11 protein-coding genes and 3 pseudogenes are annotated in these 13,566 nt (G+C 65.9%); 9 read left to right on the top strand and 5 right to left on the bottom strand.

Annotated features, from left to right (window positions below; genetic code table 11):
• Positions 1 to 40: 40 nt before the first annotated feature.
• Positions 41 to 262, bottom strand: coding sequence for an MbtH family protein (locus AWC03_RS01145; RefSeq protein WP_085238677.1), 222 nt, complete (start codon positions 260 to 262; stop codon positions 41 to 43).
• Positions 263 to 1,395: 1,133 nt separating this feature from the next.
• Between AWC03_RS01145 and AWC03_RS01140 the strand changes: the two genes are divergently transcribed.
• The 4 genes from AWC03_RS01140 to AWC03_RS01125 all read left to right on the top strand — a co-directional run bounded on the left by AWC03_RS01140 (position 1,396) and on the right by AWC03_RS01125 (position 5,131).
• Positions 1,396 to 2,187 carry a GAP family protein gene (locus AWC03_RS01140; RefSeq protein ID WP_085238676.1) on the top strand — a complete coding sequence of 264 codons (792 nt, stop codon included), beginning with the start codon at positions 1,396 to 1,398 and terminating at the stop codon, positions 2,185 to 2,187.
• 42 nt (positions 2,188 to 2,229) lie between these two features.
• A complete protein-coding gene (locus tag AWC03_RS01135) occupies positions 2,230 to 2,970 on the top strand; it encodes an ANTAR domain-containing protein (RefSeq protein WP_085238675.1) in 741 nt (246 codons plus the stop codon).
• A gap of 75 nt (positions 2,971 to 3,045) precedes the next feature.
• Complete coding sequence (locus AWC03_RS01130; protein ID WP_085238674.1) at positions 3,046 to 4,602, top strand: succinic semialdehyde dehydrogenase; 1,557 nt, start codon at positions 3,046 to 3,048, stop codon at positions 4,600 to 4,602.
• 94 nt (positions 4,603 to 4,696) lie between these two features.
• On the top strand, positions 4,697 to 5,131 hold the full coding sequence (locus tag AWC03_RS01125; protein WP_085238673.1) for a DUF4383 domain-containing protein: 435 nt from the start codon (positions 4,697 to 4,699) through the stop codon (positions 5,129 to 5,131).
• Positions 5,132 to 5,258: 127 nt separating this feature from the next.
• Here AWC03_RS01125 and AWC03_RS01120 read toward each other — a convergent pair whose 3' ends face one another.
• Positions 5,259 to 6,035, bottom strand: a complete 777-nt coding sequence (locus tag AWC03_RS01120; RefSeq protein WP_085238672.1) for a cutinase family protein — start codon at positions 6,033 to 6,035, stop codon at positions 5,259 to 5,261.
• Between the two features lie 187 nt (positions 6,036 to 6,222).
• On the bottom strand, positions 6,223 to 6,528 hold the full coding sequence (locus AWC03_RS01115) for a hypothetical protein (protein WP_167542716.1): 306 nt from the start codon (positions 6,526 to 6,528) through the stop codon (positions 6,223 to 6,225).
• A 225-nt stretch (positions 6,529 to 6,753) separates the two neighbouring features.
• Between AWC03_RS01115 and AWC03_RS01110 the strand changes: the two genes are divergently transcribed.
• From AWC03_RS01110 to AWC03_RS01105, 3 genes are all read left to right on the top strand, one after another.
• A complete protein-coding gene (locus AWC03_RS01110) occupies positions 6,754 to 7,428 on the top strand; it encodes a DUF2510 domain-containing protein (RefSeq protein ID WP_085238671.1) in 675 nt (224 codons plus the stop codon).
• Positions 7,429 to 7,463: 35 nt separating this feature from the next.
• A complete protein-coding gene (locus AWC03_RS27350) occupies positions 7,464 to 7,625 on the top strand; it encodes a hypothetical protein (RefSeq protein ID WP_169716497.1) in 162 nt (53 codons plus the stop codon).
• Positions 7,626 to 8,032: 407 nt separating this feature from the next.
• Positions 8,033 to 8,434, top strand: a complete 402-nt coding sequence (locus tag AWC03_RS01105) for a DUF4189 domain-containing protein (RefSeq protein ID WP_249025797.1) — start codon at positions 8,033 to 8,035, stop codon at positions 8,432 to 8,434.
• Positions 8,435 to 8,573: 139 nt separating this feature from the next.
• On the opposite strand, the pseudogene AWC03_RS27710 reads toward AWC03_RS01105, so the two are convergent.
• Positions 8,574 to 8,753 (bottom strand): annotated as a pseudogene (locus AWC03_RS27710) (R2-like ligand-binding oxidase); the annotation flags it as partial.
• Positions 8,754 to 9,956: 1,203 nt separating this feature from the next.
• On the opposite strand from AWC03_RS27710, the pseudogene AWC03_RS27705 reads away from it, so the two are divergent.
• Positions 9,957 to 10,526 (top strand): annotated as a pseudogene (locus tag AWC03_RS27705) (PPE family protein); the annotation flags it as partial.
• 1,628 nt (positions 10,527 to 12,154) lie between these two features.
• Here the strand turns inward: AWC03_RS27705 and AWC03_RS01090 are convergent.
• Positions 12,155 to 12,338: pseudogene (locus AWC03_RS01090) on the bottom strand (transposase); the annotation flags it as partial.
• 803 nt (positions 12,339 to 13,141) lie between these two features.
• Between AWC03_RS01090 and AWC03_RS01085 the strand changes: the two are divergent.
• Entirely contained in the window at positions 13,142 to 13,510 is a 369-nt protein-coding gene (locus tag AWC03_RS01085; RefSeq protein WP_085238668.1) for a SpoIIAA family protein, read from the top strand.
• The last annotated feature ends 56 nt before the right edge of the window (positions 13,511 to 13,566 follow it).

The following is a 13,566-nucleotide window of genomic DNA, read 5'->3' as shown; positions in this document are numbered from 1 at the left end:
AATACTTTCCCGACTCCTTCATACCTAGACCGTCTACACATCACAAACCAGGAGCGGACAACCTGTCACGCAGGCTTTTCGGGCGGATGTCGGGCCAATTCTGTTCGATGTAGTCGAGGCAGGCGGCCCGATCAGCCTCCCCGTACACCACCCGCCAGCCGGGCGGAACATCGGCGAACACCGGCCAAAGGCTGTGCTGTTCCTCGTTATTGACTAGGACGAAAAATTTGCCACTGTCGTCATCGAAGGGATTGTTCTGCAACGGACGACCTCCTCAGACCCGATGAAAATTGCATGACGACCCGCGCGCAGCACAAAAGCTGTGCCGCGCTTCAGGATTGGCCGTTAGTCTCGACCAGTGTGCCGATCTGCCCGCGGGCGCGAAGCCGGCGCCGGTGGGCTTGATTGCGGAAATCCCCGTCGTGACGTAACTGGCTGCAGTTCGGGCCCCAGTTCTTCCCCGGCTCGAATCGCAATACCGCCCGCAAGATCAACGGTAACCCGAAAATCGCGGAGGGTGCTCCGCGGGGGCGTTCCGTTGGTGCAGCAGCGGACCATCAGCATGCTGGCACTACGACGTTGGATGTCGCGCTCCACGGCTCGCCGGTTACCCGCCGGTACCCGCCGTCAAACCTGTGAATTTCGTTCTTGCATAAGAGATTCGCACCCCCGGTTTGTTCGACGCGTGTCTCGCCATCCAGCAAAACCAAATCTTTGTCCCCCACCCAACGTCACCGTTCCGCACCGGGACGAGGCCGCGCGATTTCGGCACCTCTCCGAACACGAGGGCGATGGTTTGCTGCCCCGGCACGCAGACGTTGCCCGAACGACCGCGCGCCTTTTGCGGGCAGGCTTCGGCTCACCCCACTGCAGCAAGCTTTCGGCAGCGGCTTGGCGGGAGGAAGACCCGGCATCTGCGCATCGTAATTGCTGATCGCGACGTGCGTGCGTGGTTTGTCGACTTTCCCGAAGGCCACCTTGCCCTGACGGGCGAAACTCCTGGGGGAGCTTGCTACGCCGGCGGGTTGGGACGGCCCCGGACGATGCCTTGCGGGACAGCGCCTTCGCTGCGGACGGACCGACAGTCGCAGCGGCACCGCACCCGACGGCCGCGGCCGCGGCGGTCAGCGCCCCGGGTCGCTGCCGGTCGTTGCTCCGGTGGCCGAGCCTTCTTGTGATCGATCTCACCAGGGTTACCCCGGTGGATGTTCACGCGGGCGTGGCGGGGCGTTCATCTGGTTGCGACGCGCAGAGTGTTTCGCGAACATGTTGCGCCCGTGTGAAATTCGGCACTCCGAGCCAACCCGTCCGACCGAGGACGTGCAGTCGTCCTCGGGGGCGCACGCCCCCGGGGACGGCGTTTAGACACCCCCGACCGCGGGTAGAGCTGCGCCAATGTGGGGGTCAGTGCTGGGGTTGGGGATTCTGGCTGCGCTCAATCCGGTGCGCCTCGGCCTCGCCCTCCTGATGATCTCCCGTCCGCGGCCGGGACCGAACCTGCTCGCCTACTGGGTCGGTGGCCTGACCGTCGCTGTGCCCGAGCTGCTCGCCCCCCTGATGCTGCTGAACTTCACGTCCGCGTTCGGCACATTCCGGCACGGCTCGCCGGGGCGGGCCGCGAGTTCCACGCTCCCGCACATCCAGATCGGTCTGGGCGTGCTCGGGTTGTCCATCGCCGCGCTGATGGCGGTGCGCTTCTCGATGCGTCAGCGGGCCCGGGCGCGGACATCCGGCGGCGGGACCCCGACCTCGCCGCCGGGCCCGGGGGCGCCGATGGTGGTTCCACGATTCCTGAGCCGCGCACAAGACCTTTCGCCCGAGGACCGTTCCGGAGTCCGGCTCCTGCTCCACCGGGCCCACCGCGCGTGGGAGAAGGGGTCGTTGTGGATCGCGTGGGTGATCGGGCTGGCGTCGGTGCCGGTCGACGGGGTTCTCTTCATTCTCGCGATCATCGTGGCGTCGCGGGCTGCCGTCGCCACGCAGGTCAGCGCCTCCATCGCGTTCGTGCTGCTGATGTATTCCGTCGTCGAAATGATCCTGGTCGGGTATGTGGCCGCGCCGGCTCGGACCCATGCGCTCTTGCGCCAGCTGCACGAATGGGTGCGGGTTTACCACCGGCAGATCCTGGTGGCGGTCTTCACGGTGGTTGGGGTGACGCAGTTGGCCCAGGGAATGCACATCCTCTGAGGAGGCGGTTACATCTCCGCCTCAACGGGTAGTGGCAAGTCGATGGACAGCCAACGCCGGTTCGATGTGATAGCCCGCGACATGGCCCAGAGCGCGCCGGGAGTGTCCCTCCTGCTCCTCGATTGCGACCTGCGGATCCGCGCGGCGAGCGTCGCGTACGAGCGGGTCACCCTGCGCGAACCCGGCGAGTTGCCCGGGCAGTTGCTTTTCGACGCGTTTCCCGACAACCCCCGCGATCCGCAGGCGAACGGCACGGCGAACCTCGCCGCATCCCTGGAGACGGTGATGCGCGACCTGCGCCCCCATCAGATGCGAATACAGCGCTATGACGTGCCCGATCCGGTCGCTCCCGACCAATTCGTGCCGAAGGTGTGGAGCCCGACCAACACTCCCCTGGTCGACCACGGCGAGTTGGTGGGCGTCGCGCACTGTGTCGAAGAGATCTCGGAAAGCGGGCAGATGCTCGCAGAGATGACCCGCGCAGCCGATCAAGGCGCTTCGTGGACGCCCACCGAAGTGCTCCATACCCTCGAGGCGATCAAGACCGCCGAAAGCGCCCGCCACCACGAACGCTTGCAGGCCCTGGTCGCCGAGAACGAACAACTGCGGCGCGCCGTCGAAACGCGCGACGTGATCGGCCAGGCCAAGGGCATGCTGATGGAGCGATTCGACATCGACGCCGGTGCCGCCTTCGAGCTGTTGGTGAAGCTTTCGCAGGACACCAACGCCCGCGTGGAGCAGATCTCCCTCAAGCTGGTCGAGCTGGACCATCCGCCGAGCTGAACTTTCTGGTCGGCCCGACACCGCGCGGCATAGCCTGGTGTCCTGAACGCCCGTGCTTCTGCGAGAGGAAGCGACATGCCTGCACCATCAGCCGAGGTCTTCGACCGTTTGCGTCAGCTGGCCGCGATCAAAGACGTCTCCACCCGCGAGACCAAGACGATCGACGAGGTCTTCACCGGCAGACCGCTGACCACGATCCCCATCGGCACGGCCGAAGACGTCGAAGCGGCGTTCGCCGAGGCGCGCGCGGCCCAGGTCGAGTGGGCGACGCGGCCGGTGACCGAGCGCATCGATGTCATTGCCCGCTACCGCGACCTGGTCTTCGAGAACCGCGAGTTCCTGATGGACCTCCTGCAAGCCGAGGCGGGCAAGGCCCGATGGGCCGCGCAGGAGGAGATCGTCGACCTGATTGCGAACGCGAACTACTACGTGCGCGTGGCGGCGGACCTGCTGAAGCCTCGCACGGTGCAGTCGCTGCTCCCCGGAATCGGCAAGACCACGGTGGGTTACCAGCCCAAGGGCGTGGTCGGGGTGATCTCGCCGTGGAACTACCCGATGACGCTGACGGCGTCCGACTCCGTGCCGGCGCTGCTGGCGAGCAACGCGGTGGTGCTCAAGCCGGACAGCCAGACGCCGTACTGCGCGCTGGCCTGTGCCGAGCTGTTGTACCGGGCCGGCCTGCCGCGGGCGCTGTACGCGGTCGTGCCCGGCCCGGGCTCGGTGGTCGGCACCGCCATCATCGACAACTGCGACTACTTGATGTTCACCGGCTCCACCGCCACGGGCAGGCAGCTCGCGGAGCATTGCGGCCGCCGGCTGATCGGTTTCTCGGCCGAACTCGGCGGCAAGAACGCGATGATCGTCACCCGCGGGGCCAACCTCGACAAGGTCGCCAAGGCGGCCACCCGCGCGTGCTTCTCCAATGCGGGCCAGCTCTGCATCTCCATCGAGCGGATCTACGTCGAGAAGGACATCGCCGACGAGTTCATCGCCAAGTTCGGTGCCGCGGTGCGGAATATGAAGCTGGGCACCGCGTATGACTTCACCGTCGAAATGGGAAGCCTGATCTCCGAGGGCCAGCTGGAGACGGTCACCGACCACGTCAACGACGCGAAAGCCAAGGGCGCCAAGGTGATTGCGGGCGGCAAGGCGCGGCCCGAGATCGGCCCGCTGTTCTATGAGCCGACGGTGCTGACCGAGGTCACGCCGGAGATGGAGTGCGCGGCCAACGAGACGTTCGGGCCGGTCGTCTCGATCTACCCCGTCGCCGACGTGGATGAAGCGGTCGAGAAGGCCAACGACACCGAGTACGGGCTCAACGCCAGCGTGTGGGCCGGCTCCTCCGCGGAGGGCGAGCAGATCGGAGCGCGGTTGCGGTCGGGCACCGTGAACGTCAACGAGGGCTACGCGTTCGCGTGGGGCAGCCTGAGCGCGCCGATGGGCGGAATGGGCCAGTCCGGGGTCGGCCGCCGGCACGGACCCGAGGGCTTGCTGAAGTACACCGAGTCACAGACGATCGCGACGGCCCGCGTGTTCAATCTCGACCCGCCCCTTGGGATTCCGGCGACGCTCTGGCAGAAGTCGCTGCTGCCCGTCGTGCGCACGGTGATGAAGCTGCCCGGGCGGAACTGACAGCGGGACCGTCCGCCGATCCACCGCCCGTTGACCCCGTTCTACTACCGCGCGTAGTATTCGGGCCATCCCGCCGTGCACAAGGGGGTGCAACGTGAGGTGGAGTTTCGCCCAGATCGGGCTGCTGATCATTTGCGTCATCCATGTCGCTCAGGCGGTGATCGGCTTCATCATGAATCCCAGCTTCGCGATCGGGCCGGGGGCGCCGACGGTCCAGCTGCTCGGGATGGACTACAACGGCTGGCACGCCGTCGCAGGTCTCGCCCTATTCGCTCCGGGGCTGGTATTCGCGACACGCAAGTCGTGGGCCGTGCTGTATTTGCTGCTCGCCGCGATAGCCGGTGCGCTGCCGGGCATTTGGGCCTTCTTCTCGCATCAGGTCGCCTTCGTCTTCACCTTTCCCAACAACATCACCGACGCGTGGGTGCACTTGGTGACCGCGGCGGTGATGGTGGCGGTGGCGGCGGTGCAGATCCGGATCGACGGTGGACTTCGAAACTCGCTCGCCGATCTCCGCAGAGCCCGTTAGCGGTCGGCGACTACTCGGCGAACAGCGCGTTGAGCTCGTCGAAGCTCGCCGCTCCGGTCAGTCCCTCGAACGACCCGTCGTCCATCAATTTGCGTGCGGCCGCCAGGAAGGAGTTGCCGAGCTCCGATCAACCGGCAGCGCCTTCGTTTGGAGACGGGAACCCGGCGGCGGTCGTCGGCGCTGCTGGACCCGCACCCGCGGGCCCGCCGGAAGCTCCACCAAGACGACTGGCCGCGAACGCCGCACCCTGGTCGATCACTGGTGTGTTGGTCGAGTACGTGTCATGGACGGCGAAATTCATCCCGTCGGAGCAGATCGGGTCTCCGGCGGCGCATACCTGAATGGTCTTGGGCTGATAGAGCGGACCGATGACGACCGGCGGCTCACCGAAGAAGTTCATCGCCTTGTCGTTCGGCAATGCGAAGAGCACGACCGAGGAGACATGGTTGGCCACCTCGGGGTCCATCGGTTTGGGTACGCTCGCCGGATCGATCCCGGGCGGCACGGCAGCCGAGGTGACGAAGCCCATCACGGCCGCACCTTGGGAATAGCCGCCGAGCACCATCTTGGTGTTCGGGCAGTTGTGCGCCATTGAAACGACATGCGCGCCCGCGTCTCTGATGCCCGCCTCGCCCGCGTTCGTCCAGTCATGGGTGGCGGGGTAGTCGACCGGATAGATGTCGAGCGATTTCGCGCCCACGCGTGGGCGCAGCGAATCGACGAATGCCTGTCCGGTCGGACCAAGGCCCGGCGGGTTATCGGTACCGCGGGCGAACACCACTTGGACGCCCGGACACGGATCGGCAGAGGCAGACGGGATCGCGGAAGCGAAGACCGAAGCGCTGACGCCTGACACCCCGACGACCGCGGAGGTCAGGAAATGGGGGATGTGACGTGCGGTCATGGCGGTGGGTGCCCAACACATGCGGTTTCTAAACCACGGATTTTCATGCGCTGACCGCGGTGGAACAGCACCGCGACGACGGTAACCGGCGCCGGGCCGTCGGTGTCGGTTGCAGCCTTACGTCGTGGGCTGGAAGCCCTTGTGTCGCTTTGGCTCTCGATTCAGCGCCGACTCGGGCTCGTAGCTGCTATCCGGCGTCAGCGATAGCGCCAAGGCGCTCGCTCACCCGGGCCAGTGCCTCGTCGAAGATCTCCACCTTTTCGCCGCGCTTTTCGTTGGCCGGTTGGGCGGAGCCGCGGGAACCCTCGGCCTCCACCCGAGCCGCGCCCTGGCGCCGCAACAGGCTGAAGTTCTTCTCGCGCGCTTGCCTGAGCCGGTTCTGCAAGTGCTTCAGCGACTCCTCGTCCATGCGTGCGAGAGCCTCGGGATGGCTCTCGCCGATCAACGAGCTTTCCTGCTGGGTCAGGTTCACGTGGTGGTTGCTCACCGTCATTTCATAGCCGCTACCGGCCACCCCGACGCGTCGAATGCCTGGTGTCACGCCGAACCGTCATGCCGGGGCCATCTCATGTTTACGTCGCCGGACCCCGGGGAGCCATCAGGCCGTCTCGGTTCTTCAGTTGCGCCGCTGCGGGTAGTCCCCCGATCGAAGGAGGTCGCGATGCCCGAGCAGGAATGGCGGTAGCCGGGATGCCGCCCGCACGGCGAAGATGGACAGATGCCACCTGAGCAGGCGCCGCCCCCGCCGAAGTCGGCGCCGGGCTGGTACCCCGACCCCGCCGGGGTCGGCCACGGGCTGCAACGGTACTTCGACGGCACCAGTTGGACCAGCGAGTATGCGTTCTCCACCGAACCGCCGAAGAAGAACACCTCCGAGAAGGCAGCCCTGGCCCTAGCGGTACTGGGTGCGCTGATCCTGCTCGCCATCATCGGCAAGAGTTGGGCTTTCGACCACAAGAAGGACGCCCCATCGAGCAACTCGGCCACGGCGGAATCGTCGGCATCGGCCGAGGCGCCACCCTCGACACCGCCCGCCCCCAAGAAGCCGGACGGGGTCACCTTCACCACCACCCCGGGCCCGAACGGCGACGTGGTCGACGCGCGATTCGCCATCCGCGACAACTACACCGAGCAGATGATCAGGGACGGCGCCCGGATGGACACCATCGACATCCTCAGGTACGCGAGAGCGACCTACCCTGACGCGTCCGCGGTCAACGTGCAGGGCACCTTCCCGATGACCGACCCGTACGGCAACACCGCGACTCACGTCGCCATCGACCTCACGTATTCGCGGGCGACGTTGAACAAGATCAACTTCGACGGCATCACCAAAGCCAGCATCTGGGAGATCCGAGATTCCGGCACCGTGCTTCCGGCCTTCGAGCAGTAGACCCGCCACTCCCCCAAAGCTGAAACAATCGCGTCGTGCCCACCGAACCCACCGAACCCCCGCCCCCACCGCCGGCCGCCCCGAAGCGGCCGCGCATCACGCCGGAGGATTTGGAGCGCTTCGGTGACGAGGAGCAGATGCGCTCGGCGTCGGACGAGGGCCGGCTGCGCGACGAGCTGCCGCCGCATCACGGCTAGGCCGCCGCGTCCTGGCCAGGCGCGCCAGCAGCAAAGCATCAACGACGTCGCCGGGGAATGCGGCTTTCCCCGCGGGGCGGATCGCCTGTCGTAGCCGCCCAGGCCGCGTGGCCCGACTGTGAAGATTTGCTACACGCGTGTCAAGCGTTTGTAAAGTGCGTGGCCCATTCCTCGTCAAGCCAGCACTGTAAGAGCACGACGCTCCGAACGTGGCGTCGCTGAAAGTTGGCATTCGCGATGATCTTCGAGTCTGGGCCGGCATCTGCCGGCGCCGCCGCCAGTGCGGGGGTGGCGTGACCAGCCGAGTACCGCCGGCGCCAACGAGCAAATTCGCCCTGCGGCGGGGGTCCTTTCGTGCCCGCACACCAAATGGAAGGAAGCGTGTGTTCAAGCCTCTTGCGTCCGCAGTGATCGTTGCCGTCTGTGCTGTCGGACTGGCCGCACCGGCGCAGGCCCAGGGCGGATACATCGTGATCGCGGGGTCGGATTCCACCCACGCCGTCGAAGTGACGGTCGGCGGCGGCCTCGCCAGTCTGAGTGACGTCGAGGCCTACGCGGTCAGTCATTGCGCCGAGAGGAACGGCGCAACCGACTGCCACGTTCTTGCCGAGGGCCGGGGTGGCTGTGTTGCCCTGTCGGATAACGGTCACGGCTTGGTCGGGGGCTGGGGTGCCACCCGCAATGCCGCCGGTGCCGCGGCGGCGGCCAAGGTTGTGTCAGGGCAGGCAAATGTGGATGGCACTCGCTGCGTCGTCGACCCGGACCTGATCGCGACTGCTCGCAACTTCTCGTTCGTGGCCACGCAATAGCGGCGCCGCTCAGGCGGTGCGGCGATGGGTGTCGGTCGACCAGAGATGGCCGCAATCCGAGCACTGCAGGTGCACCAGCGTCCCCTTGTTGCTGAGCAGGTACTGCCAGTGCGTATCGCAGTTTCGCGTGCTCGGGCAATCACCACATACGGCGCGGTGATCGCAGCGCGGGCAAGGCCGAGGCGGCCAGAACCTTGGCGTCCTCGTCGGCGAAGGCGTCCTCGAACTGCAGCGGCGAGTAATCGAGGTCGATTTCCCTGGGTGGTCGCCCGCGAGCGCTCGAGATCGTGTCGAACCGGCGCGTCCTCTTGTCGCTCGCATCGTCAATTGCAGCTTCGCCTTCCGTTGACGACTACGGGAGCACGAAATATTAGCCAGGTGATGGGAAATGTCACGGTCGGAAATATCGATAGGGAAGTCAGCGTATTTGCGGACGTTGTCTTGTCTTCCCAACTCCTATTTGCAACAAAGAGGCCAAAGGGATTCAGATTTTGGAATCGCACGGGCCGGCTCACGCTGAGGCCACGCGCTGTAGCGGCCTCTTGAACAACGCTCAATTCTTCGGCTGTGAGGTAAATGAGACCGGCGAGGTGTTCGGGTGCCGGCTAGTCGAATCACCCAGAAATGCGGGGCTGGGTTCGTGGTTCGCCAGGGCCGGTGGCGGTGACGTGTGAGGCGGGCCCGACGAGGTTCGGGGTGGCCGGGATCCTGCTCATAGCCGGGTTGGTGTGTTTGGTCGCAGCGTCCTCGAAGTTGCAGGGTCCGAGTGAGGATCGGCTAAAGACTGATGCCCGCGATGCCCGATTGCTGCCACTTGGGTCAGGTGACAGAGGTAACGATTCCGAGCATCGAGCATGAGGCAGCCCCGGACCTCGTGCGGGCTCGCAAGGACGCCGGGACCTTGATGTCGGCCCGGCATCGCGTCTCGAAACCGCTTTCACGACAAGGGATCGTGCACTCCGGCGGGAAAACCTGGTCCGGCAATCACCAGCTGGGGAAGCGGCCGCGCACCTTCCCCGCCAGGACGACAGCCGGCCTACGACGCGGCCTTCGACACCATGGTGTCCACCGTGGACCGCCGTGACCGCCTCGATAATGCGATCGCTGAGGTGGCCGCCGGGCCAAGGTTCAAGCGCGCAGATCCACCGGTCGCCCGGTAACTCCATCAGCAGGGGCCGCGGGCAAGGGCCACCCCTGGCTGACCCACCTTCTTGGGCGCCCGCTGCCGGCGCCCAGCACGATGGCGCTGCAAGCAGAACGCGATGGTGGCCACCGCCTCTTAAAAGGGCGGTGGTCGGCCGATATACGTACCTAAAGGGGACATGAATTCATTTCGGACTGACCAGCGGTATGTTCCCGACAAATCCGGCGCCAGCATCGCTTTTCCCGCACCCGCGGACGACTCACAGCAGACTTCCAGCGCACGGTCGCCAGGCTTTCATGTGAGTCGGGTTGGATCAACGCGTCCCTGTACTGCTTGAACTTATCGCCGCGGTCGACACGGAAACGAGGGAAAAACAGCATGGATTTCGGATTGATGCCCCCCGAAGTCACCTCCGGATTGATCTACGCCGGGCCCGGGCCTGGGCCCATGCTGGCCGCCGGGGCGGGCTGGAACGCGCTGGCCGCCGAGTTGGAGTCCACCGCTGCTGGCTACGCCAGCCAAATCGACGCGTTGACCGCCCAGGCCTGGTTGGGCCCCTCAGCCTCGGCGATGGCCGGTGCGGCCGCCCCGTATGTGGACTGGCTGCACACCAGCGCCGCCGCGGCCGCCCAAACCGCCGCGCAGGCCTACACCGCGGCCGCGGCCTACGAACAGGCGTTCGCCATGACCGTGCCGCCACCGGTGATCGCAGCCAACCGGGCGCAGTTGGCGGTGTTGGTGGCCACGAATTTCTTCGGGCAAAACACCCCGGCGATCGCGGCCACCGAAGCCCAATACATGCAGATGTGGGCCCAAGACGCCACCGCGATGTACACCTACACCACCGCCTCGGCCACCGCCACCCAGCTGCAACCGTTCACCGATCCCCCCCAGACTGCCAACCCCACCAGCCAAACCACCCAAACCCAAGCCCTGGTCCACACCGCCCTGCAAACCACCACCAACACCACCCTCAACACCACCGGCTCCACCTACACCGTGACCGGCAACCAAACCCTGCCCAGCACCATCACCGCCATCGGCACCGGCGACCAATACACCTCCGTCGTGGTCGACCAGGGCGCCACCCTGACCATCAACCACACCCTGACCATCGGCAGCGGCGGCACCCTGACCAACAACGGCACCCTGACCGTCACCGGCGGCGGGACCCTCAACGTCTCAGGCGGCGCCCTGACCAACACCAGCACCGGCACCCTGACCGTCGGCAACACCGCCACCGGCACCACCATCGTCAACGGCGGCTATGGCGCCCTGAACATCACCAGCGGCACCCTGACCAACTCGGGCACCCTGACCGTCGGCAACACCGCCACCGGCGGCGGCACCATCATCAGCAGCTCTGGAGACCTGAGCGTCTCTGGGGGCACCTTGTCCAACTCGGGCACCCTGACCGTCGGCAACACCGCCACCAGCGGCGGCAGCATCACCGGCGGCTCTGGCGCCCTGAACATCACCGGCGGCACCGTGACCAACTCCGGCACCCTGACCGTCGGCAACACCGCCACCAACGGCGGCACCATCGCGGGCCAGAGCTCTGGCACCGTGACCGTGAGCACCGGCGGCACCCTCACCGACAGCGGCACCCTCACCGTGAGCAACGGCGGCGCCCTGGACGACTACGCCACCGTCTCCGTGAGCAACGGCGGCACCCTCACCGACAACGGCACCGTCTACGTGAGCAACGGCGGCACCCTCACCGACAGCGGCACCGTCTCCGTGGGTAACGGCGGCGTCCTGAACGCTTACGGCACCACCACTGTCGACCCCGGCGGCACCCTTACCGACAGCGGCGGCGTCTATCTGAGCACCGGCGGCACCCTCACCGACAACGGCACCTTCACCATCAACACCGGCGGCACCCTCAGCTTCAACGGCGGCACCGTGACCGTCGGCCATAGCGGCGTCCTGAACGACTACGGCTCCGTCTCCCTGGGCCCCGGCGTCCTGAACGACAGCGGCACCCTCACCATCCACACCGGCGGCACCCTGGACAACTACGGCACCGTCTCCGTGAGCAACGGCGGCACCCTCACCGACAGCGGCACCGTCTACGTGAGCAGCGGCGACACCCTCACCGGCCACCTCACCGACAGCGGCACCGTCTCCGTGAGCAACGGCGGCACCCTCCTCGACGGCGGCACCGTCTCCGTGGGTAACGGCGGCGTCCTGAACGCTTACGGCACCGCCACCGTCGACCCCGGCGGCACCCTCATCTTCGGGCCCGGCCCCCTCGAAACCGTCGGGCCCGAGGGCCTCACCATCAACTCCGCCAACTCCGGCGGCGCCGTCGTCGGATCCCTCTCCGTCGATCACCTCGGCATCGTCACCACCCCCCTCGCCCCCAACATCCCGGCCGTCCCGACGACGCCGCCGGGATTTTTCAGCTTCTGGGACGCACCGGGCTTGGCGGGAACCTCGGGAATCCAACCCCAACTCAACGCGCCACTGCTTGCGGAATGGGCGAACAACCTCACTGGTGCCGAGTTCGCGGCGGGCCTGGAATAAGTTCCCGGCTCGACCTCGGGGGCCTTAGCCCCAGCCCGGGGCTGTCCCTAGGTGATCGCGAACGCGTTGAGTGCGGGCTTCCACCTCATTGCCCGTCGTGCCCTGCCTCGGTCGATCCAGTGACCGGGTGACGGGATACAGGCATTTCATCGCGGCCTGATCAGTCGGGAAGTGCCCGCGGGCACGGATCGCGCGCCGGTAGCAGGCGTTGATCGACTCGATCGAGCGACTCAACAAGGAGTACACAAACGATTGGTTAGGACCGATGCCCTCAGTGAGGCTGATAAGGCTATGACGGGCATCACTTTGGCCGGTTGAGGTTCGTCACAATCGACCGAGGCGCACCGTTGCGGCTGCCAGGCCGTTATCCGCCCTGGCGGCAATAACGCGCTATTGCGTTGCGCTGCAACCGGTTCCACATTACGGCGCCAAATCTCCCCCGTGGGTCCGGACGGTGCGTAGGCTCTCGGGCTATGGCCGGGGGGAAGAAAATCATGTTCGCAGTGCTGCTCGCGTTCGCCGTCTCGACGACGTCGGTGAGCTGCGTTCCCATCAACATTCCCAGCTGCCCAGCGGGCGGCGGTCCGGTCGGCTGCTGATCACCGGCGCTGCAGGGGCCGGAGCATCAGCTGCCGCCGGATGGGACGGGACCTAACGCCGCAGCTTTTCCGCTGGTGGAAGCGCCGGGCTGACACGATTTGACCCTGCGCACACTTGACCCCGAGTGAGTGGCGACAACGTGTCTTCGCAGCTCGCGGGAAGCCTGCGGGCTTTTGGTCTCTCGCGTATGAGGTTCATTCACGCGCAGGCCGTTCAGCATCGCGTATGACGTGGTGGTCCCAGGATGGTCCCCAACCGGGGTCCAGACGCGTCGACAAGATGTACTAGCCACTGATGTCCAAGATGGTCAAACGCCATGCCGGAAGTGGATCGATGACCTTCTCCCCTACCCAGGACGATGCGCAAGGCGCACGCTTGCGGTGCAGTCGGTGCGTTACGCGCAATAGCCGCAAACGATCAGATTGAGGGAACAAATGATTGATTACGACCTGGACACCGCGCGCTCTATCTTGCTCGTGCGACCGGAGTCTCGGCTCGACAAGGACGACTTCGTCAAACTCGCGAAGGCGGTCGATCCGCACATCGAGGCAACCGGCGATCTCGCCGGCGTCATCATCGATGCGCCATCGTTTCCCGGGTGGGCAGATTTTGGCTCGATGGTCAACCACTTCCGGTTTGTTCGGGATCACCACAAGCACGTCAAGAAGGTCGCCGTCGTAACAGACTCGGCGCTAGGCGATGTCGCAGAACATCTCACGTCACATTTCGTGTCTGCGGAGATCAAGCACTTCCCCGCCGGTCAGACCGAGGCAGCCAAACAGTGGATTGCAAGCGGGTCGTGACGCTTTGGGCTGCGCCCATTTGAAGCCCCAATGGTTCGTTGATAGCAACTCTCCAC

The organism is Mycobacterium europaeum, from assembly GCF_002102155.1.
In the GTDB taxonomy this organism is placed as follows: Bacteria; Actinomycetota; Actinomycetes; order Mycobacteriales; family Mycobacteriaceae; genus Mycobacterium; species Mycobacterium europaeum.
Note: the sequence above shows the minus strand (reverse complement) of the source record. Positions and strands in the feature narration are given on the sequence as shown.

What these genes read in the sequence shown, in the direction of transcription:
- AWC03_RS01140 (WP_085238676.1), top strand. Translation starts at nt 1,396, where the DNA reads ATGTGGGGGTCAGTGCTGGGGTTGGGGATTCTGGCTGCGCTCAATCCG.
- AWC03_RS01110 (WP_085238671.1), top strand. Translation starts at nt 6,754, where the DNA reads ATGCCACCTGAGCAGGCGCCGCCCCCGCCGAAGTCGGCGCCGGGCTGG.
- AWC03_RS01135 (WP_085238675.1), top strand. Translation starts at nt 2,230, where the DNA reads ATGGACAGCCAACGCCGGTTCGATGTGATAGCCCGCGACATGGCCCAG.
- AWC03_RS01130 (WP_085238674.1), top strand. Translation starts at nt 3,046, where the DNA reads ATGCCTGCACCATCAGCCGAGGTCTTCGACCGTTTGCGTCAGCTGGCC.
- AWC03_RS01120 (WP_085238672.1), bottom strand. Translation starts at nt 6,035, where the DNA reads ATGACCGCACGTCACATCCCCCATTTCCTGACCTCCGCGGTCGTCGGG.
- AWC03_RS01085 (WP_085238668.1), top strand. Translation starts at nt 13,142, where the DNA reads ATGATTGATTACGACCTGGACACCGCGCGCTCTATCTTGCTCGTGCGA.
- AWC03_RS01115 (WP_167542716.1), bottom strand. Translation starts at nt 6,528, where the DNA reads ATGACGGTGAGCAACCACCACGTGAACCTGACCCAGCAGGAAAGCTCG.